The following is an 18,640-nucleotide window of genomic DNA, read 5'->3' as shown; positions in this document are numbered from 1 at the left end:
CCCTCACGCGGCGGGGCGCAGGCTGGCCGTCACGTAGTTCACCGACAGGTCGTCGGGCGACAGGCGCCACGACCAGCGGGCGAAGTTGAACACCATGCCCATGCGGTCCACCGGCTCCAGCCCCGCGTCGCGCAGGAGGCCGTAGAGCTCGTCGGGCGTGATGAACTTTCGCCAGTCGTGGGTGCCCTTCGGCAGCCAGCGCATCACCTGCTCGGCGCCCACGATGGCGAACACGTAGGACTTGGGGTTCCGGTTCAGCGTGGATGCGATCATCAGCCCGCCGGGGCGCAGGAGGTCGTGGCAGGCGCGCAGGTAGGCGGCCGGGTCGGCCACGTGCTCCACCACCTCCATGTTCAGCACCGCGTCGAAGGGCGCCTCGCCCGACACCACCAGCGCCTCCGCTGTGGTGTGGCGGTAGTCGATCTCCAGCCCCGACTGCGCGGCGTGGGCCTCGGCCACGGGGATGTTGCGCCCGGCCGCGTCCACCCCGACCACGGTGGCCCCGAGCCGCGCCATGGGCTCGCTCAGGAGGCCCCCGCCGCAGCCGATGTCGAGGATGCGCAGCCCCTCGAACGGGCGCGGGGCCGAGAGGTCGCGGTCGAACTCGCCGGCGATCTGCCCGGTGATGTAGTCCAGCCGGCAGGGGTTGAGCATGTGCAGCGGCTTGAACTTGCCCTCCGGGTCCCACCACTCGGCGGCCATGGCCTGAAACTTCTCGATCTCGCCGGGGTCGACGGTGCTCATGGGAAACTCTCCGGGTAATCGTTGCGCGCGAGGCGTGGTAGACGCGCCTCGGGGAGCTATATGGGGCGCAGATGGATCGAAGCCCAACTCCCCGCAGCGTTCCGGCGCTCTACCCGCCGCTCGACCCGTTCGATCAGCGCATGCTGGACGTGGGCGACGGCCACCGGGTCTACGTCGAGCAGTGCGGCAACCCCGAGGGCGTGCCCGTGGTGGTGCTCCACGGCGGGCCGGGCGGGGGATGCTCTCCCATGATGCGCCGCTTCTTCGACCCCGAGCGCTGGCGCATCGTGCTGTTCGACCAGCGCGGCTGCGGTCGCTCGCGCCCCCACGCCTCGATCCGCGACAACACCACCTGGCACCTCGTGGAGGACATGGAGTGCATCCGCCGCGCCCTGGGCGTCGACGCCTGGGCGCTGTTCGGCGGCTCCTGGGGCGCGACGCTGGCGCTGATCTACGCGATCGCCCATCCCGAGCGCGCCCTCCATCTCGCCCTGCGCGGCGTGTTCCTCATGGAGGAGCGCGAGCTGCAGTGGTTCTACGGCGGCGGCGCGGGACAGTTCTGGCCCGACCAGTGGCGCCGGTTCCGCGACATGGTGCCCGAGGCGGAGCGCGGCGACCTGATCGCCGCCTACCACGCCCGCCTGTTCGACACGGCGCCCCACGAGCAGATCGCCTTCGCGCGCGCATGGGCGTCCTGGGAGAACGCGCTCGCCTCCATGGCCAGCCAGGGCCACGGCGGCGAGGCTGGCGCGGAATACGCCCGCGCCTTCGCCCGGCTCGAGAACCACTACTTCATGCACCGCGGCTTCCTCGGCGAGGACGGCTGGATCCGTGCCCGGCTGGACCGCATCGCCGACGTGCCCGGCGTGATCGTGCAGGGGCGCTACGACATGATCTGCCCGCCGCTCTCGGCGCGGCTCTTGGCCGACGGCTGGCCGAACGCCTCGCTGCACATGATCCCCTTCGCGGGCCACGCCCTGAGCGAGAGCGGCATCGCCGAGCAGCTGGTGCGCGTCACCGACGCCGCCGGGCGCCGGCTCGCCCGCCACGGGGCGGGCGGCGGCGAGGCGGGCTGACAAGCCTCCAAGGCCGGTCTAGGACGGGCCGACGCGCACAACGGGGACGGGCACAGCATGGAGATCACGCGGACGGCGCTGCCGGGGGTGCTTCTCGTCGCGCCCCGGCGCTTCGGCGACCACCGGGGCTTCTTCGCCGAGACCTGGAACGCGCGCGCCTTCGCGGAGGCCGGCATCCGCGCCGACTTCGTACAGGACAACCACTCGCTGTCGGCCGAGGCGGGCACGCTGCGGGGCCTCCACTTCCAGGCGCCGCCCCACGGGCAGGGCAAGCTGGTGCGCTGCGGACGCGGGGCGCTGCTGGACGTAGCAGTCGACATCCGCGCGGGCTCGCCCACCTACGGGCAGGCCACCGCCCATGAGCTGACGGCCGAGAACGGCCACATGCTCTGGATTCCCGAGGGCTTCGCCCACGGCTTCGCCACCCGCGCGCCGGACACCGAGATCGTCTACAAGTGCACCGGCTTCTACGAGCCCGCGGCCGAGGGCGCCGTGCGCTGGGATTCGGCCGGGATCGACTGGGCACTGGACGGCGCGCCCGTGCTGTCGGCCAAGGACGCCGACGCCGCGCCGCTCGCCGCGCTCGACACCCCGTTCCGCTGGAAGGACGCCGCATGAAGCTGCTCGTGACCGGGGGGTTGGGCTTCATCGGCTCCGCCGTGGTGCGCCGTGCCATCGCCGAGGGACTGGAGGTCGTGAACCTCGACGCCATGACCTACGCTGCCTGCGAGGCCAACGTCGCCGAGGTCGCGGACGCGCCCGGCTACCGCTTCGAGCGTGCCGACATCCGCGATCCCGCCGCGCTCGCCCGCGTGTTCGCCGCGCACCGCCCCGACGCCGTGATGCACCTCGCCGCCGAGAGCCACGTGGACCGCTCCATCGACGGCCCGGCCGCCTTCGTGGAGACCAACGTCGCCGGCACGTTCAACCTCCTGGAGGCGGCCCGCGTCCACTGGGAAGGCGCGGACCGCCCCGAGGGCTTTCGCTTCCACCACGTCTCCACCGACGAGGTGTTCGGCTCCCTGGGGCCCGAGGGCATGTTCCGCGAGGACACGCCCTACGACCCCCGCTCGCCCTACTCGGCCACCAAGGCCGCCTCGGACCACCTCGTGCGCGCCTGGGCCGAGACCTACGGCCTGCCGGTGGTGCTGACCAACTGCTCCAACAACTACGGCCCCTTCCACTTCCCCGAGAAGCTGGTGCCCGTCGTGATCCTGAACGCCCTCCACGGCCGCCCGATCCCGATCTACGGGCGGGGCGAGAACGTGCGCGACTGGCTCTACGTCGAGGACCACGCCGACGCGCTGCTGGCCGTTCTGCGCCGGGGCGCCGTGGGTCGCACCTACGCCATCGGCGGCGAGAACGAGGCCCGCAACGTCGACCTCGTGCGCCTGATCTGCGGGCTGATGGACGAGATGCGCCCCGCCGGCGCCCCCCACGACCGCCTGATCGAGTTCGTCGCGGACCGCCCGGGCCACGACGCCCGCTACGCGATCGACCCCGCGCGCATCCGCGCGGAGCTGGGCTGGCGCCCCTCGGTGACGCTGGAGGAGGGACTGCGCCGCACCGTGCGCTGGTACCTCGACAACGAGGCGTGGTGGCGCCCGCTCCTGGCGCGCGACGGCGTGGGCCAGCGGCTGGGGAAGGCCTCGTGATCCTGGCGTTCGGACGCGGCGGGCAGGTGGGCACCGAGCTGGAGCGGCTCGGCGCCCGCGTCCTGGGGCGCCGCCGCGCCGACCTCTCGGACCCGGTGGCCGCGGGCGAGGCGATCCACGCCCTGCGCCCCGCCGTGGTCGTGAACGCCGCCGCCTGGACCGACGTGGACGGCGCCGAAGCGCGGGAGGCCGACGCCCGCGCCGTGAACGCCGTGGCGCCCGGCGTCATGGCCCGCGCCTGCCACGCCCTCGGCATCCCCTTCGTGCACATCTCCACCGACTACGTGTTCGACGGCTCCGGCGACCGCCCGTGGCGGCCCTCCGATCCCGTCGCGCCCCTCGGCGCCTACGGCCGCACGAAGGCGGAAGGAGAGGCGCTCGTGCGCGGGGCGGGCGGCACCCACGCGATCCTGCGCACCTCCTGGGTCGTCTCGCCCCAGGGGCGCAACTTCGCGCGCACCATGCTGCGCCTCGGCGCCGAGCGGCAGGCGCTGCGCGTGGTGGACGACCAGCACGGCGCGCCCACGCCCGCCCGGGCGTTGGCCGAGGCCGCCATAGCCGTCGGCGAGCGCCTCGCGCGCGATCCCGAGCTGTCGGGCACCTACCACCTCTCGGGCACCCCCGACACGACCTGGGCCGGGGTCGCGCGCGCGGTGATGGAGGCGGCGGGCCTCGCCTGCCGCATCGAGCCGATCCCCTCGGCCGAGTACCCCACTCCGGCGCCGCGTCCGCTCAACTCGCGCCTCGACTGCGCGTCGACCGAGGCCGCCTTCGGCATCGCGCGCCCCGACTGGCGCGCGCACCTTTCCAGCATCGTGGAGGCCGGCGCATGACCCGCCGCGGCATCGTCCTCGCCGGAGGCACCGGCTCGCGGCTCTGGCCGATCACGCTGGGGCTCTCGAAGCAGCTCCTGCCGATCTACGACAAGCCGATGATCTACTACCCCCTCTCGGTGCTGATGCTGGCGGGCATGCGCGAGATCGCCGTGATCACGACTCCCGAGGACCGCGCCCAGTTCGAGCGCACCCTCGGCGACGGCGCGCAGTGGGGCCTGCAACTGACGTTCATCGAGCAGCCCTCGCCCGACGGTCTGGCGCAGGCCTACCTGCTGGCCGAGCGGTTCCTCGACGGCGCCCCCTCGGCGATGGTGCTGGGCGACAACATCTTCTACGGCGCCAACCTCTCGCGGATGCTGGCCGGCATCCCCGCCGAGGGCGGGACGGTCTTCGGCTACCACGTGGCCGACCCCGAGCGGTACGGCGTGCTGGGCTTCGACGAGGGCGGGCGCGTCACCCAGATCGTCGAGAAGCCCGAGAACCCGCCCTCGTCCTACGCGGTCACGGGTCTCTACTTCCTCGACGGCACGGCGCCCGAGCGGGCCCGCCACGTGCGCCCCTCGGCGCGGGGCGAGCTGGAGATCACGACGCTGCTGGAGAGCTACCTCGCCGATGGAACCCTGCGGGTGGAGCGCATGGGCCGGGGCTTCGCCTGGCTCGACACCGGCACCCACGCCTCGCTGCTCGACGCGGGCAACTTCGTGCGCACCCTGGAGGCGCGTCAGGGCCTCCAGTCGGGCAGCCCCGACGAGATCGCCTTCCAGCGCGGCTGGATCGACGCGGCGGGGCTGCGCAAGCGGGCCGAGATGTTCGGCAAGACGGAGTACGGGCGCTACCTCGCCCGCCTCCTCTAGCGGGTCAGGCGGGGGCCACTGCCTCCAGCACGGCCGCGAGCGAGACCCAGCGCTCCGCGGTGGTCGTGCCCTGCGGCCGGGCGAAGACCAGGAGGTAGCCGTCGGCCCCGACCGCCTGCCCGCCGAGGTCGGCGTCGAGCCGGACCTGCCCGCCCGAGAGGTCCGCCGCGCCCGACCAGAGCTGCGCTCGAGACGTGTCGCCGTCCGAAGCCCAGCCCGCGCCCCACGGGCCCCACTGCAGGAACACTGCCAGGTCCAGCCCCGCGACCTCGGCGTGCTCCGAGCGCAGCGCCATGCGCAGGTGCCCCAGCTCGGTCCCGGCGCGCACCAGCGGCCCGGATTGCCGCCAGTCCAGCGCCGGCGTGGTGCCGGTGCCCGCCGCGGCGTCGAAGGCCGTGCCGCCCCAGCCGACCCAGCGGCCGGTCTCGCAGGCGACGCGGCCGCCGACCTCGCGGGGCGCCGCGATGCGCGCGCCCGAGGGAAAGCGCACCACGCCGGTGGCCGCGTCCACCGCCAGCCCCGTGGCCCAGGCGCTGCCGTCGGCGCTGACCTTCACCGCGAAGTCGTCCGAGCCGGCGGTGCCCATCTCGGCGCGGCCCGCGTAGCCCGTCTGGAACAGCAGCGAGGCGGTGTCGGCGGCGCCGGCCTTGTTCACCACGACCCGGTGTCCCGCCCCGGCATGGGTGAGCAGCACCGCGTCCGAGGACACGGCGAGGCGGTTCGCGTCATCGGGCGCGGCGGCGACGCCGAGGCGCGGCACCGTCTCGGGCACCTCGCCCGTGCCCTCCGGGCGCCAGCCGTCCGCATCGCGCACGAGCGTGCCGCCGGTGTCCCGCCGCCGCAGCGCCCAGCCCTCGCGCGGCTGGAGGAAGCTCCAGGCCCCGTCGGTGCGCCAGGCGATCTCGCCCGCGTGGCCCTCCCAGCCGCCGGTGGGGGCATCCCCGACCACCCACAGCGCGCCCTCGGCGGCGCCCGAGGGGGGCGCGTCGCGCGGCCCCTCGGGCACCGACCCCTGCACGAGCGCGTCGAGCAGGCGGATCGCCTCGTTGTGGGTGACGTGCTTCTGGGCCTGCGCGGGCTGGATGAAGGGCAGCGCGAGGTTCGCCGAGACTTGGGTCATGGGGGAGCGTCTCCGGGAATGGGAAAGTCCCGGAGGGTTCGCGCGAGCGGTTAACGAAGCGTTGCGCGCGGCCCGCGATCCATCCGCACGCCGCGCGGATCGCTCAGTTGAGGTTGGCCTGACGCGCCAGACCGAACACCCGGCCCACGAGGCCGAACACCGTCTCGACGCTGTTCACCGGGCTCTCGCTGACGTAGATCAGGTCGCCCGAGCGGATCGGGAAGTGGCGCGCCGAGAACAGGCCGTCCGCTTCCGTCAGGTCGAGCGTGAACACCACCCGCTGCTGGCGCGGTCCCCGCTGCCCCGATGCGAGCGCCGCCTCGGGGTACTCGCGCAGGATCAGCACGCCCTCGGGATCGGCGCGGTTGGCGTCCACGCCGCCCACGATCGCCACCGCGTCCAGCGCCGAGAGCGTCTCGCGGGTGAAGGGGTGGAGGTTCTCCTCGGCCGAGGCGCCGACCGAGAGGAAGTAGCGCTCGTCCTCCTCGACGATCACCTTGTCGCCCCCCAGCAGGCGGGTGTCGAGTTCGGGGTTCTCGTAGAGACGCTCCAGCGAGGTGCCGTAGCGCCGGCCCCCGCGCTGGAGCGTGACCTGCGGGTTCTCGAGGCGGGTCTCCGCGCCGCCGCCCGCCGCGATCAGCCCGAGCACGGTGTAGCGGTTGTCGGGCATGGGGTAGGCGCCGGGCGAGGAGACGCCGCCCACGAGGTCCACGGAGTTGGCGCGCCCCTCGACCAGAGCGAGCTGCGCCTGCGCCGTCGGGGCGACCCCGGCGAGGGCGTTCTGGATGCGCAGGCGGGCGCTCTCGGGCGAGGCGTCGGCGATGCGGATGTTGCCCACGTAGGGCAGGAACACCGAGCCCGCGGGCGAGACGCGCATCGCGGGCATCGCCATCTGCCGCTGGCCGGGCGAGAGCAGCAGCGAGTTGTCGGCGCTGTCCCAGATCACGATCTCCACCGTGTCGCCGGGGCGGATCACCCGCTCCGAGGAGCCCGCGCTGGCCGAGATCCAGCTGCGGCGCGGCTCGCCCGTGACGGGCCATTCGGCGATCGAGGGCAGCAGCGCGCGCGTCACCGGATAGACCGCGAAGCCGCGTTCCGCCTCGCGCTCGGAGCCCACCACCTCGCGCTCGATGCCCGCGCCGCGCGGAAGCGAGCAGGCCGCCAGCAGGAGTGCCAGCGCGGCGAGCAGGACGGTGCGCGGTCCGGTGTGCATGAAGGGAGCCTCGGGGTCGGTTTTCCCTGCCTTGTCGTGCAAGCTCGGGTGCGTTGCAAGAATGCCCGTTCCTTCAGCACGATGAGCGGGACGGGGTGGTGCAGAACGGCCCCATGGACGATATCGCTGCGATCCCGCGGCGGCCGGAGGGGCCCCGGACGGGGCGGCGACGGTCCACTGCCGGGCCGGGGAGGATGTGCCATGGAATGGGTGATGCGCGCGCTGCGCGGCATGGACCGCAGCCAGAAGGCCAACGTCCTGCTGGTCCTCGACATCCTGGCGACGCCCCTGGCGATGCTGGCGGCCGTCCAGATCCTGTCCCCGGGGCTGCGCGCCGACGTCTCGCTGCCGCTCTGGATCGGGCTCACCACGCTGATCTCCGTGGCGATCCACCGCACGTTCCGGCTGCCCCACGTGACGCTCACCGAGTTCAACGCCCGCGCGCAGGGCTGGCTCGTGGCCCATGCCGCAGGCGTCGGCGTCACCTCCATGGTGGTGGGGCCGGCCGCGGGGCTCGACGCCTCGCCGCTGTTCCACGCCCTCGTGGCGATGGTGAGCTTCTCGCTCGTGTCGCTGAACCGGGCGCTGCTGCTGCGGCTCGTCACCTCGCTCTACCTGCGCGACAAGCGCCGGCTCCACGTGCTGATCTACGGGGCGGGCACCACCGGGCGCCAGCTCGCCCACGCGCTGCAGTCGAACGGCACCATCGACGTGGTGGCCTTCGTGGACGACAACACCTCGCTGCAGCGCCACGCCGTGGCGGGCCTGCCCGTCTACGCCCCCTCGCACCTCGCCGAGCTGGTGCGGCGCTACGAGATCGGCCGCGTCTGCCTCGCCATGCCGTCGGTCTCGCCGCCGAAGCAGGCGCAGATCGCCCGCCGCCTCGTGGCCATGGGCACCGAGGTGCAGTCCGTGCCGTCCTTCTCGCAGCTGATCGGCGGCGAGCCGCTCGACCAGCGGCTCGAGCCGCTCGATCCCATGCGGTTCCTTCCGCGAGACGAGCTGGATCCCGCACTGATGAACGTGGCGGACACCTACGAGGGGCGCACCGCGATGGTCACCGGTGCGGGCGGCTCGATCGGCTCGGAGCTGTGCCGGCAGCTCCTCGCCGCGCGGCCCCGGCGGCTGGTGATGCTCGACGTGTCGGAATTCTCGCTCTACACGATCCACTCCGAGCTCGCGACGCTGGCCGACCGCGTCGGGGTGGAGCTGGTGCCGCTGCTCGGCTCCGTTGCCGACGAGGCCCTGATGCGCCGCATCCTGCGCGAGCAGGGCGTGGAACTGGTCCTCCACGCGGCCGCCTACAAGCACGTGCCCCTGGTCGAGGCCAACGTCGAGGCCGGCATCCGCAACAACGTGTTCGGCACCCGCACCATGGCCCGCGCCGCGGTCGCCGAGGGCGTGGAGCGCTTCATCCTCGTGTCCACCGACAAGGCCGTGCGCCCCCGCGGCGTGATGGGCGCCTCGAAGCGCCTCGCGGAGATGGTCGTACAGGACCTGGCCGCGCGCGCCGAGGGCACCGTCTTCGCGATGGTGCGCTTCGGCAACGTGCTCGGCTCGTCGGGCTCCGTGGTGCCGCTGTTCCAGGACCAGATCCGCCGCGGCGGTCCCGTCACCGTGACCCACCCGCAGGTGTGCCGCTACTTCATGACCATTCCCGAGGCCGCCCGCCTCGTGCTCACCGCCGGCGCCATGGCGCAGGGCGGCGAGGTGTTCGTGCTCGACATGGGCAAGCCGGTCACCATCGCCCAGCTCGCGCGGCAGGCCATCGAGGCCGCCGGCTACGCGGTGCGCGACCGCGGCAATCCCGACGGCGACATCGAGATCGTCTACACCGGCCTGCGCCCCGGCGAGAAGCTGTTCGAGGAGCTGAGCTACGACGGCAACCTCGCCGACACCGCCCACCCCAAGATCCGCTGCGCCCGCGAGACGCGCCTGCCCGAATTGGAGCTCGCCGCCTGCCTGCGCGAGATCGACCGGGCGCTGGAGGGGGGCGACGCGGAGGCCGTGCGCGCGCTCCTGGCGGACCGGATCGAGGGCTTCGCCGCGGCGGCCGTCCCCGCTCCCGAGGAGCCGGCGCGCCCCGCGGGCCACCGGATCGCTGCAGGCACGCCCCGGGGGGGCCTCGAATCCGGTCGGCCCGCGCGCTAGCTCTGCGCATTCAGCGCTCTGGGGTATGTGCGATGCGGATAGCGATGATCGGGACGGGGTATGTGGGTCTGGTGTCGGGGGTGTGTTTCTCGGACTTCGGGCACGAGGTGGTGTGCGTGGACACCTCCGAGGAGAAGATCGCGCGTCTGCGGGGCGGCGCGGTTCCGATCTTCGAGCCGGGTCTCGAGGCGCTCATGGCGCGCAACGTCGAGGCGGGGCGGCTGAGCTTCACCACCGACCTCGCCGCGGCCGTGGCGGGGGCCGAGGCGGTGTTCATCGCCGTGGGCACGCCCACGCGCCGGGGCGACGGCCACGCCGACCTGCGCTTCGTGGAGGCGGCCGCGCGCGCCGTGGCCGGGGCGCTCACGGGCTACGCGGTGGTGGTCACGAAGTCGACCGTGCCCGTGGGCACCAACCGCCGGGTGGCGGCGTGGATGCGCGAGGCGGCGCCGGGGGCGGCCTTCGACGTGGCCTCGAACCCCGAGTTCCTGCGCGAGGGCGCGGCGATCGACGACTTCATGCGCCCCGACCGCGTGGTGGTGGGCGTGGAGTCCGAGCGCGCCGCCGGGGTGATGCAGGCGATCTACCGGCCCCTCTACCTGCGCGACTTTCCGGTCATGGTCACCGACCTCGAGTCGGCCGAGATGATCAAGTACGCCGCGAACGCCTTCCTGGCCGCCAAGATCACCTTCGTGAACGAGATCGCGGCCCTGTGCGAGCGCGCCGGCGCCGACATCAAGCAGGTCAGCCGCGGCATCGGGCTCGACGGGCGCATCGGCAACAAGTTCCTCCACGCCGGCCCCGGCTACGGCGGCTCGTGCTTTCCCAAGGACACCTCGGCCCTGGCGCGGATCGGCCAGGAGCACGGCGTGCCGATGCGCATCACCGAGACCGTGATGGCCGTGAACGAGGCCACCAAGCACCGCATGGTCGAGAAGCTGCGCGACCTGCTCGACGGCTCGTTCAACGGCCGCGCGGTGGCGGTGCTGGGGGTGACGTTCAAGCCCAACACCGACGACATGCGCGACGCGCCCTCGCTCACGGTGGTGCCCGCGCTGGTGGGGGGGGGCGCCAGCGTGCGCGTGGTCGACCCCCAGGGCCGCCGCGAGGGCGAGGCGCTGCTGCCCGGCGCCACCTGGCACGAGGACCCCTACGAGGCCGCCGCGGAGGCCGACCTCGTGGTGATCCTCACCGAGTGGAACGAGTTCCGCGCCCTCGACCTCGCCCGCATCGCCCGCGCCATGCGAACCCCCCGCCTCGCCGACCTGCGAAACGTCTACAGCCCCCGCGACGCCGAAGCCGCAGGCTTCGAACGCGCCGCATTCGTCGGACGAAAGGGAATCGGGGAGGCATGACCCGCATCCTGCTCGTCCACCAGAACATGCCTGGCCAGTACCGGGAGATGATGGACGCCCTGCGGCGGACCGGCGAGCACGACATCGTCTTCCTCACCCAGCGCCGCGAGGCGGAGGCGCCCCAGGGCGTGCGCAAGGTGCTCTACCGGCCCCACCACCGGCCCGCCGAGGACGCCTACGGCCTCGCCCGGGTCTGGGCCGAGGCCGCCGGCGCGGGCTACGGCGCCGCGCTGACCTGCCAGGCCCTGCGGGATCTCGGCTGGCGTCCCGACGTGATCCTCGGCCACACCGGCTGGGGGGAGCTGCTGTTCCTCAAGCACGTCTGGCCGGACGTGCCGATCCTGGGCTTCTTCGAGTACTACTACCTGAACCACGGCGGCCCCGTGAACTTCGACCCCGAGGATCCCTCGGATGCCACCGCGCCCTATCTCCTGCAGGCCCGCAACGCGGTGCCCAACGCCAACATCCACGCCGTGGACCGTGGCACCTGCCCGACGCTGTGGCAGCGCGACACCTTCCCCGAGATGTTCCACCCCAGGCTCTACGTCGCCCACGACGGCATCCGCACCGACCGCCTGCGCCCCGACCCCGATGTGGCGCTGGAGCTGGGCCGCGCGGGCCGCGTCACGCGCCGCGACGAGATCTTCACCTACATGGCCCGCAACATGGAGCGCACCCGCGGCTTCCACGTGTTCATGCGCGCGCTGCCCGACATCCTCGCGGCCCGCCCCGAGGCCCGGGTGCTGATCGTCGGCGGCAACGAGGCGAGCTACGGGCGCGCCTCCTCCGCCGAGGGGGGCTTCCGCGCCGAGATGGAGGCCGAGGTGGGCAGCCGCGTCGACTGGAGCCGCGTCCACTTCCTCGGGCGGCTGCCCTACGGGGACTACCAGCGCGTCATCCAGATCTCGCGCTGCCACATCTACCTGACCATGCCCTTCGTACTGTCGTGGTCGCTGCTGGAATCCATGGCCATGGAGGCCACGGTCGTCGCCGCCGACGTGGCGCCCGTGCGCGAGGCCGTGCGCCACGGCGAGACCGGCCTCCTGGTGGATTTCTTCCGCCCCGACCTCGTGGCCCGGCAGGTGGTGGAGGTGCTGGAGAACCCGGGGCGCTTCGCCCATCTCGGACCCGCCGCCCGCCGCCACGTGGTCGAGCACTACGACTTCGAGACGGTCTGCCTGCCGCAGCACCTGGCCGAGATCAACGCGCTCCTGCCCGAGGACCGGCACGTCCGGGTGTGAGGCCTCAGAGCACGTCCCGCCACTCGGGGTGCCGCGCGAACTGCGCGCGGGCGAACGGACATAGCGGCACGATCCGGCGTCCTTCGGCGCGCGCGTCCTCGACCGCGCGCAGCACCAGCGCGGCGCCGGCCCCGCGTCCGCGCAGGGCGTCCGGCACCTCGGTGTGGTCGACGATGATCTGCGATGCGCCGAGGCGGGAGTAGGTCAGCTCCGCCGCCGCGCCGTCGATCCGCAGCACGTATCGCCCCTTGGTCTCGCCTTCCTCGCGCTCGATCTGCATCGCCGGCTCCCGTTGCGTCCGCGGTCCCCCGCGCCTATCCCCCTCCCATGCTCAACGCCATGCCGGACCCCTCCGAGACCGCCCGCGAGGTGCTCCGCACCGAGGCCGGGGCGCTGCTCGCCATGGCCGACGCGCTGCCCGAGGGCTTCGCCGCGGTGATCGACCTCCTGCAGACCCTGGATGGACGCACCATCGTGTCGGGCATCGGCAAGTCGGGCCACATCGCCCGCAAGATCGCCGCCACGCTCGCCTCCACCGGAACGCCCGCGCTCTTCGTCCATCCCGCCGAGGCCTCCCACGGCGATCTCGGCATGATCACCCGCCACGACGCGGTGATCCTGATCTCGAATTCCGGCGAGACCGCGGAGCTGCGCGACATCCTGGCCCACACCCGGCGTTTCAACGTGCCCACCGTGGCGATCAGCTCGAACCCCGCCTCGACGCTCGCCACCACCGCCGACCACGCGCTCGTGCTGCCGCGCTGGCCCGAGGCCTGCGGCATCGGCATGGTGCCCACCACCTCGACCACGCTGACGCTAGCCCTGGGCGACGCGATCGCGGTGGCGCTGCTGCGGCGGCGCAACTTCCGGGCCGAGGACTTCTCGGTGTTCCACCCCGGCGGCAAGCTCGGCGCGCAGATGGCCCGCGTGCGCGCGCTGATGCACGCCGCCGTGCCCGAGGTCTGCACCGACACGCCCATGTCCGAGGCGCTGATCGCCATGACCGCGGGCGGCTTCGGCATCGCCGCGGTGACGCAAGGCGGCCGCCTCGCGGGCGTCGTCACCGACGGCGACCTGCGCCGCAACATGGCCGGGTTGCTCGACCGCACCGCCGGCGAGGTCGCCACGCGCGATCCCGTCACCGTGCCCCCCGACATGCTGGCCGCCAAGGCGCTGGCGGTCATGAACGAGCGCAAGGTCTCGGCGCTGATCGTGGTCGAGGACGGGCGCCCGGCGGGTGTGCTCCACGTGCACGACCTGCTCCGCGCCGGCGTCGCCTGAGGAATCCGCATGAAGACCGCCATCGTGATCCCGGCCCGCTACGCCTCCACCCGCTACCCGGGCAAACCGCTGGCCGAGCTGCGGCAGGCGGACGGCTCGGTGAAGTCGCTGATCCGCATGACCCACGAGGCGGCGGTGGAGGTGCCGGGCATCGACGCCGTCCACGTCGCCACCGACGACGCGCGCATCGCGGCGCACTGCGAGGCGTTCGGCGCCTCGGTGTTGATGACGTCCGAGACGGCCCGCAACGGCACCGAGCGCTGCGCCGAGGCGCTGGACCGCATCGAAGCCGAGGTCGTCGTGAACCTGCAGGGCGACGCGCCGCTGACCCCGCCGTGGTTCGTCTCGGCCCTCGTGGAGGGGCTGGCGGACGGCGAGGCCGACATGGCCACCCCCGTCTTGCGCTGCGACGAGGCGACCTGGGCGATGTTCCGCGAGGACCGCGCGCAAGGTCGGGTGGGCGGCACCACGGCCGTGTTCGACCGGGGCGGCCGCGCCCTCTACTTCTCAAAGGAAGTGATTCCCTACGTCGATCCGGGCAAGGCCGTCGATCCCGTCCCCGTGTTCCACCACGTCGGCTGCTACGCCTACCGCCCTGCTGCCCTTGCCGCCTACGTGCGATGGCCCGAGGGCCCGCTGGAGCGGCTGGAGGGGCTGGAGCAGCTGCGCTTCCTCGAGAACGGCGCCCACGTGCGCTGCGTCGAGGTCTCGGCCCGGGGCCGGGTGTTCTGGGAGCTGAACAACCCTGCCGACGTTCCCCGCATCGAAGCCGTGCTGAAAGGCTGATCCCATGGACCCCATCGCATCGAAACCGGTCGACGTCGCCGGCATCCCCGTCGGGGGCTCGCACCCCTTCGCGCTGATCTCCGGGCCGTGCCAGCTCGAGAGCCGCGACCACGCGATGATGATGGCCGAAGCCATCGCCGCGGCCTGCGCCCCCACCGAGACGCGCTGGATCTTCAAGGCCAGCTACGACAAGGCGAACCGCTCCTCCCTGGGCACCTCGCGCGGCCTCGGCATGGAGGAGGGCCTGCGCATCCTCGGCGACGTGCGGGACGCCTTCGGCTGTCCCGTGCTGACGGACGTCCACGAGGCCTCGCACTGCGCGCCCGCCGCCGAGGTCTGCGACGTGCTCCAGATCCCCGCCTTCCTGTGCCGCCAGACCGATCTGCTTCTGGCGGCCGGCCGCACCGGTGCGGCGATCAACGTCAAGAAGGGCCAGTTCCTGGCGCCCTGGGACATGGGCAACGTCGCCGCCAAGATCGCCTCGACCGGCAACGAGCGCATCCTGCTCTGCGACCGGGGCACGTCGTTCGGCTACAACACCCTCGTGTCCGACTTCCGCGGCCTGCCCACGATGGAGCGCACCGGCTACCCGGTGGTGTTCGACGCGACCCATTCGGTGCAGCAGCCCGGCGGGCAGGGAACGACGAGCGGGGGGCAGCGCGAGTTCGCTCCCGTGCTGGCCCGCGCCGCCTGCGCGGTGGGCGTCTCGGCGCTCTTCATCGAGACCCACGAGGACCCCGACAACGCCCCGTCGGACGGCCCCAACATGATCCCGGTGGACCGCATGGAGGCGCTGGTGACCGAGCTCCGCCGCTTCGACGACCTGCGCAAGGGCAACTGACCGCCGAGGGACCGACTGCCCCGCTCGCGATGCAACGCGCGCCCGCCCTGCCGCGTTGGGCGCGCGGAAGGAATCCCTCATGTTCGACTGGATCGTCTCGATCATCGCCGCCGGCGGCTACTTCGGCCTCGCCGCGCTCATGGCTATTGAGAACGTCTTTCCGCCCATCCCGTCGGAGCTGATCATGCCGCTCGCCGGCTTCCAGGCCGCCAAGGGCGAGATGTCGCCCGTGCTGGCGGTGCTGGCGGGCACCTTCGGCTCGGTGCTGGGCGGCTCGCTGTGGTACTGGCTGGGCCTGCGCCTCGGGCTGAAGCGCCTGCGCAAGCTGGCCAAGCGCCACGGCCGCTGGCTCACGGTCGGCCCCGAGGACATCGACCGCGCCAACGCCTGGTTCCACCGCCACGGCGAGATGGCGGTGTTCTTCGGGCGCATGCTGCCCGGCTTCCGCACCCTGATCTCGGTGCCCGCCGGCATAGCGAAGATGCCGCTGGTCCCGTTCCTCGCGTGGTCCACGGCGGGTAGCCTCGTGTGGATCGGCGGGCTGACCGCGCTGGGCTACCTGCTGGAGGCCAACTACGACCGCGTGGCCGGCTGGCTCGACCCCGTCACCTGGGTGGTGATCGGCGCGGCCGTCCTCGGCTACGTGTCGCGGCTCCTGCGGGGCAAGGGGCGCGCGCGGAAGGCCTAGCGGGGCAGCGGGTTCGCCGCCGCCTTGTAGGCCGACCAGTCCTCGATGTCGGGGTAGTACTTCCGCCGCCACGCCCGCACGCGCGGGTTCATGCGCCGGCGCCAGAGCGGCGGGATCATCGCCATCACGGTCATCACCGGGTAGCCCGCGGGAAGCTGCGGGGCCTCGTCCTCGCTGTAGGTCTGCAGGAGCGGGAAGGGCCGGTCGGGCTTGTAGTGGTGATCCGAGTGGCGCTGGAGGTTGATCAGCAACCAGTTCGACGCCTTGGCCGCGGAGTTCCACGAATGGTGCGGGCGCACCGGCTCGTAACGGCCTTCGCCCAAGTGGCGGCGGGTCAGGCCGTAGTGCTCCACGTAGTTCACCAGTTCGAGCTGCCAGATCGCCACGCCCGCCTGCACGAGGAACAGCGCGACCCCGGCCCAGCCGCCGACGAGGAGGGCGAGCAGCAGCATGGCGCCCTGCAGCGCGGCGTAGCGCCAGAACGGGTTCGACCGGTGGTGCGCAGGCAGGGACTTGCGCGCCAGCATCGCCGCCTCGGCCTTCCAGGCGGACACGAGGCTCTCGCGCAGGACGCGGGGGTAGAAGCGGTGGAAGCCCTCGTTGTAGCGCGCCGTGGCCGGGTCGCGCGGCGTGGCCACGTAGCGATGGTGGACCAGCAGGTGCTCGGAGCGGAAGTGCCCGTAGAGCACCATCGCCAGCAGGAGGTCGGCGAGCCATCGGTCCAACTTCGGGCGCTGGTGCATCAGCTCGTGGGCGTAGTTGATGCCGATCGTGCCGCCCAGCACGCCCATGCCGAAGAACAGGCCCCCCAGCTCCCACGCCCCCAGATGCGGCGCGCGGGTGGCGTAGGCGATCAGGGCGAACAGGGTCAGGAACTGCACCGGCCCCCAGATCAATGTGATCGCGCGGTACCAGCCGAGGCCGCTCCGGTCCATCAGCGGGTCGGGGTTGCCCTCCTCCAGCCCGGCCGCCGCATCGAGCAGCGCGAAGGCGCCCCAGGCGTAGATCGGCACGGCCAGCACCCACCAGCCGCCCAGCATGGCGGCTGTCCAGATCACGGGCACCAGCGTCAGCGACAGCCAGAAGGGCAGCGCGCGCAGGGGGCTTCGGACGGCCTCGTCGGGAACGGCGTGGGTCATGGTCGGCTCCGGGTCGCGGCGGAGGATAGGCCGGCGGCGGGCTCCGCCTCAACGCCCCCCGGGGGGCTGAGACGATCCGACGCGGCGGCATGCACCTTCGCGAAGAGCGTCGGGAGGGCCGCCGGGTCCAGCGGTGCCCACGCCCCGCGGTCGGGGTTGCCCCGGCACTCGGTCACCATCACGTCCAGTTCGAGGTGGAAGTGGGTGAACCCGTGCCGCACCGTGCCGGCCGCGCGCCAGTCGGCGGCGAAGGGCGGGGCGGGATCGGGCGCCTCGGACCAGTCGGAGACGGGGAACGCGAGCGTGCCGCCGAGGAGGCCGCGCTCGGGCCGCCGCTCCAACAGCCACTCGGCCCCGCTGCGGGCCGCGTAGGCGAAGCCCCGGCGCGTGGGCCGCTCGCGCTTGGGCGCCTTGCGGGGGAGGGCGGCGGCGATTCCCCTTTCGCGCCCCTCGCACCACGCGGCCACGGGGCAGAGGAGGCAGGACGGCGCGCGCGGCGTGCAAACCGTGGCACCGAGGTCCATCATCGCCTGCGCGTGGTCGCCCGGCCGCTCGGCGGGGGTGAGGGCGTCCGCCGCCTCGCGGATCGCGGGGCGGGCGGCGGGCAGCGGCGTCTCGATGGCGCGGAGACGCGCGACCACCCGCTCCACGTTGCCGTCCACCACCACGGCGCGGCGCCCGAAGGCGATCGAGGCGATGGCCGCCGCCGTGTAGGCGCCGATGCCGGGCAGGACGCGGAGGCCCGCTTCGGTGTCCGGGAACCGGCCCCCCATCTCGCGCGAGACGGTGCGCGCGCAGGTCAGCAGGTTGCGGGCGCGGGCGTAGTAGCCCAGCCCCGCCCAGGCGGCCATCACCGCGCCGTCCTCGGCCTCCGCCAGCGCGTGGACGTCCGGCCAGAGGGCGAGGAACTTCGCATGGTAGTCCCGTACGGCTGCCACCGTGGTCTGCTGGAGCATCACCTCCGAGAGCCACACCGCGTAAGCGTCGGGCGCGCGGGCCTCGCCGGGCGGCACGCGCCACGGCATGGCGCGGGCGTGTACGTCGTACCACTCGCGCAGCGCCGCCGTCTCACGCATCCGTGTGTGCATCCCGTTTCCCCCGGCTCCACGCCCGATGTAGGATCGCCGCCATGAAAGCGACAGGCCCCCGAGCACCGCGCCGCGGCGGCGCCCCCCGCGCCGTGGGCACGCTGGTGGACCGCACGATCCGCCGCGCCGGCGAGAGCCGGGGCTTCGCGGAGCTGCGGCTCCTGACCCACTGGGCCGAGTTCGCGGGCCGCGACGTGGCCGCGATCTGCCGCCCTGTGAAGGTGACCCATCCGCGCAAGGGCCTCGGCGCCACGCTGGTGCTGCTGACCACGGGCGCCCAGGCCCCCGTACTGCAGATGCGCCTGCCGCAGCTGCGCGAGCGGGTGAACAGCTGCTACGGCTACAACGCCATCGCCGCGATCCAGATCACCCAGACCGCGCCCACCGGCTTCGCGGAAGGGCAGGCCGCCTTCGACCCCGCGCCGCGCGCGCGCGCGGAGCCGCCCGCCGCCGCCGTGGCCGAGGCCCGCGCCCGCGCCGAGGGCGTGGCCGACGATGGCCTTCGTGCGGCGCTGGAGCGGCTGGGCACCAGCTTCCTGGCGCGCGAAGGTGGCCGGTAGGACACTGGCGGC

The 18,640-nt window shown here is 73.2% G+C and carries 19 protein-coding genes; 13 read left to right on the top strand and 6 right to left on the bottom strand.

What is annotated here, in order from left to right; all coding sequences use genetic code 11:
• Positions 1–3: 3 nt before the first annotated feature.
• Positions 4–744, bottom strand: coding sequence for a bifunctional 2-polyprenyl-6-hydroxyphenol methylase/3-demethylubiquinol 3-O-methyltransferase UbiG (gene ubiG / locus K3554_RS01510; RefSeq protein WP_259942679.1), 741 nt, complete (start codon positions 742–744; stop codon positions 4–6).
• 71 nt (positions 745–815) lie between these two features.
• Between ubiG and pip the strand changes: the two genes are divergently transcribed.
• Genes pip through rfbA form a run of 5 tightly spaced genes read left to right on the top strand, consistent with a single transcriptional unit; the run spans position 816 to position 5,165 of the window.
• Positions 816–1,820 (top strand): prolyl aminopeptidase, encoded by a 1,005-nt coding sequence (pip, locus tag K3554_RS01505; protein WP_259942677.1) that lies wholly within the window; start codon positions 816–818, stop codon positions 1,818–1,820.
• Positions 1,821–1,877: 57 nt separating this feature from the next.
• Positions 1,878–2,438, top strand: coding sequence for a dTDP-4-dehydrorhamnose 3,5-epimerase (rfbC, locus tag K3554_RS01500; RefSeq protein ID WP_259942675.1), 561 nt, complete (start codon positions 1,878–1,880; stop codon positions 2,436–2,438).
• Positions 2,435–3,475, top strand: a complete 1,041-nt coding sequence (gene rfbB / locus K3554_RS01495; protein ID WP_259942673.1) for a dTDP-glucose 4,6-dehydratase — start codon at positions 2,435–2,437, stop codon at positions 3,473–3,475. Before rfbC ends, rfbB begins: the two co-directional genes overlap by 4 nt.
• Positions 3,472–4,308 (top strand): dTDP-4-dehydrorhamnose reductase, encoded by an 837-nt coding sequence (gene rfbD / locus K3554_RS01490; protein WP_259942671.1) that lies wholly within the window; start codon positions 3,472–3,474, stop codon positions 4,306–4,308. Before rfbB ends, rfbD begins: the two co-directional genes overlap by 4 nt.
• Positions 4,305–5,165 (top strand): glucose-1-phosphate thymidylyltransferase RfbA, encoded by an 861-nt coding sequence (gene rfbA, locus K3554_RS01485; protein WP_259942669.1) that lies wholly within the window; start codon positions 4,305–4,307, stop codon positions 5,163–5,165. The genes rfbD and rfbA overlap by 4 nt, the downstream gene beginning before the upstream one ends.
• Positions 5,166–5,169: 4 nt before the next feature.
• Here rfbA and K3554_RS01480 read toward each other — a convergent pair whose 3' ends face one another.
• Together K3554_RS01480 and K3554_RS01475 are read right to left on the bottom strand one after the other, a co-directional pair.
• Complete coding sequence (locus K3554_RS01480; RefSeq protein WP_259942667.1) at positions 5,170–6,285, bottom strand: DUF2793 domain-containing protein; 1,116 nt, start codon at positions 6,283–6,285, stop codon at positions 5,170–5,172.
• Positions 6,286–6,388: 103 nt separating this feature from the next.
• Positions 6,389–7,498 carry a polysaccharide biosynthesis/export family protein gene (locus tag K3554_RS01475; protein WP_259942666.1) on the bottom strand — a complete coding sequence of 370 codons (1,110 nt, stop codon included), beginning with the start codon at positions 7,496–7,498 and terminating at the stop codon, positions 6,389–6,391.
• A gap of 201 nt (positions 7,499–7,699) precedes the next feature.
• On the opposite strand from K3554_RS01475, the gene K3554_RS01470 reads away from it, so the two are divergent.
• From K3554_RS01470 to K3554_RS01460, 3 genes are read left to right on the top strand one after another with little or no spacing between them, the layout of a single operon-like run.
• Entirely contained in the window at positions 7,700–9,649 is a 1,950-nt protein-coding gene (locus K3554_RS01470; RefSeq protein ID WP_259942664.1) for a nucleoside-diphosphate sugar epimerase/dehydratase, read from the top strand.
• 32 nt (positions 9,650–9,681) lie between these two features.
• Complete coding sequence (locus K3554_RS01465) at positions 9,682–11,004, top strand: UDP-glucose/GDP-mannose dehydrogenase family protein (RefSeq protein WP_259942662.1); 1,323 nt, start codon at positions 9,682–9,684, stop codon at positions 11,002–11,004.
• Complete coding sequence (locus K3554_RS01460; RefSeq protein ID WP_259942660.1) at positions 11,001–12,245, top strand: glycosyltransferase; 1,245 nt, start codon at positions 11,001–11,003, stop codon at positions 12,243–12,245. Before K3554_RS01465 ends, K3554_RS01460 begins: the two co-directional genes overlap by 4 nt.
• A 4-nt stretch (positions 12,246–12,249) precedes the next feature.
• On the opposite strand, the gene K3554_RS01455 is transcribed toward K3554_RS01460, so the two are convergent.
• Positions 12,250–12,525 carry a GNAT family N-acetyltransferase gene (locus K3554_RS01455; RefSeq protein WP_259942658.1) on the bottom strand — a complete coding sequence of 92 codons (276 nt, stop codon included), beginning with the start codon at positions 12,523–12,525 and terminating at the stop codon, positions 12,250–12,252.
• A gap of 47 nt (positions 12,526–12,572) precedes the next feature.
• Between K3554_RS01455 and K3554_RS01450 the strand changes: the two genes are divergently transcribed.
• The 4 genes from K3554_RS01450 to K3554_RS01435 all read left to right on the top strand — a co-directional run bounded on the left by K3554_RS01450 (position 12,573) and on the right by K3554_RS01435 (position 15,841).
• Positions 12,573–13,526, top strand: coding sequence for an SIS domain-containing protein (locus K3554_RS01450; RefSeq protein ID WP_259942657.1), 954 nt, complete (start codon positions 12,573–12,575; stop codon positions 13,524–13,526).
• A gap of 9 nt (positions 13,527–13,535) precedes the next feature.
• Positions 13,536–14,312 (top strand): 3-deoxy-manno-octulosonate cytidylyltransferase, encoded by a 777-nt coding sequence (locus K3554_RS01445; protein WP_259942656.1) that lies wholly within the window; start codon positions 13,536–13,538, stop codon positions 14,310–14,312.
• A gap of 4 nt (positions 14,313–14,316) precedes the next feature.
• On the top strand, positions 14,317–15,153 hold the full coding sequence (gene kdsA, locus K3554_RS01440; protein ID WP_259942654.1) for a 3-deoxy-8-phosphooctulonate synthase: 837 nt from the start codon (positions 14,317–14,319) through the stop codon (positions 15,151–15,153).
• 79 nt (positions 15,154–15,232) lie between these two features.
• On the top strand, positions 15,233–15,841 hold the full coding sequence (locus tag K3554_RS01435; RefSeq protein WP_259942652.1) for a DedA family protein: 609 nt from the start codon (positions 15,233–15,235) through the stop codon (positions 15,839–15,841).
• Here K3554_RS01435 and K3554_RS01430 read toward each other — a convergent pair.
• Positions 15,838–16,980 (bottom strand): alkane 1-monooxygenase, encoded by a 1,143-nt coding sequence (locus K3554_RS01430; RefSeq protein ID WP_259942651.1) that lies wholly within the window; start codon positions 16,978–16,980, stop codon positions 15,838–15,840. The genes K3554_RS01435 and K3554_RS01430 overlap by 4 nt on opposite strands.
• Complete coding sequence (locus K3554_RS01425; protein ID WP_259942649.1) at positions 16,977–18,056, bottom strand: A/G-specific adenine glycosylase; 1,080 nt, start codon at positions 18,054–18,056, stop codon at positions 16,977–16,979. The genes K3554_RS01430 and K3554_RS01425 overlap by 4 nt, the downstream gene beginning before the upstream one ends.
• 53 nt (positions 18,057–18,109) lie before the next feature.
• Between K3554_RS01425 and K3554_RS01420 the strand changes: the two genes are divergently transcribed.
• Complete coding sequence (locus K3554_RS01420; RefSeq protein ID WP_259942646.1) at positions 18,110–18,628, top strand: DUF721 domain-containing protein; 519 nt, start codon at positions 18,110–18,112, stop codon at positions 18,626–18,628.
• Positions 18,629–18,640 lie beyond the last annotated feature (12 nt).

The organism is Jannaschia sp. W003 (genome assembly GCF_025144335.1).
Lineage (GTDB): Bacteria > Pseudomonadota > Alphaproteobacteria > Rhodobacterales > Rhodobacteraceae > Jannaschia.
This window is presented reverse-complemented; position numbering and strand designations above follow the sequence as displayed.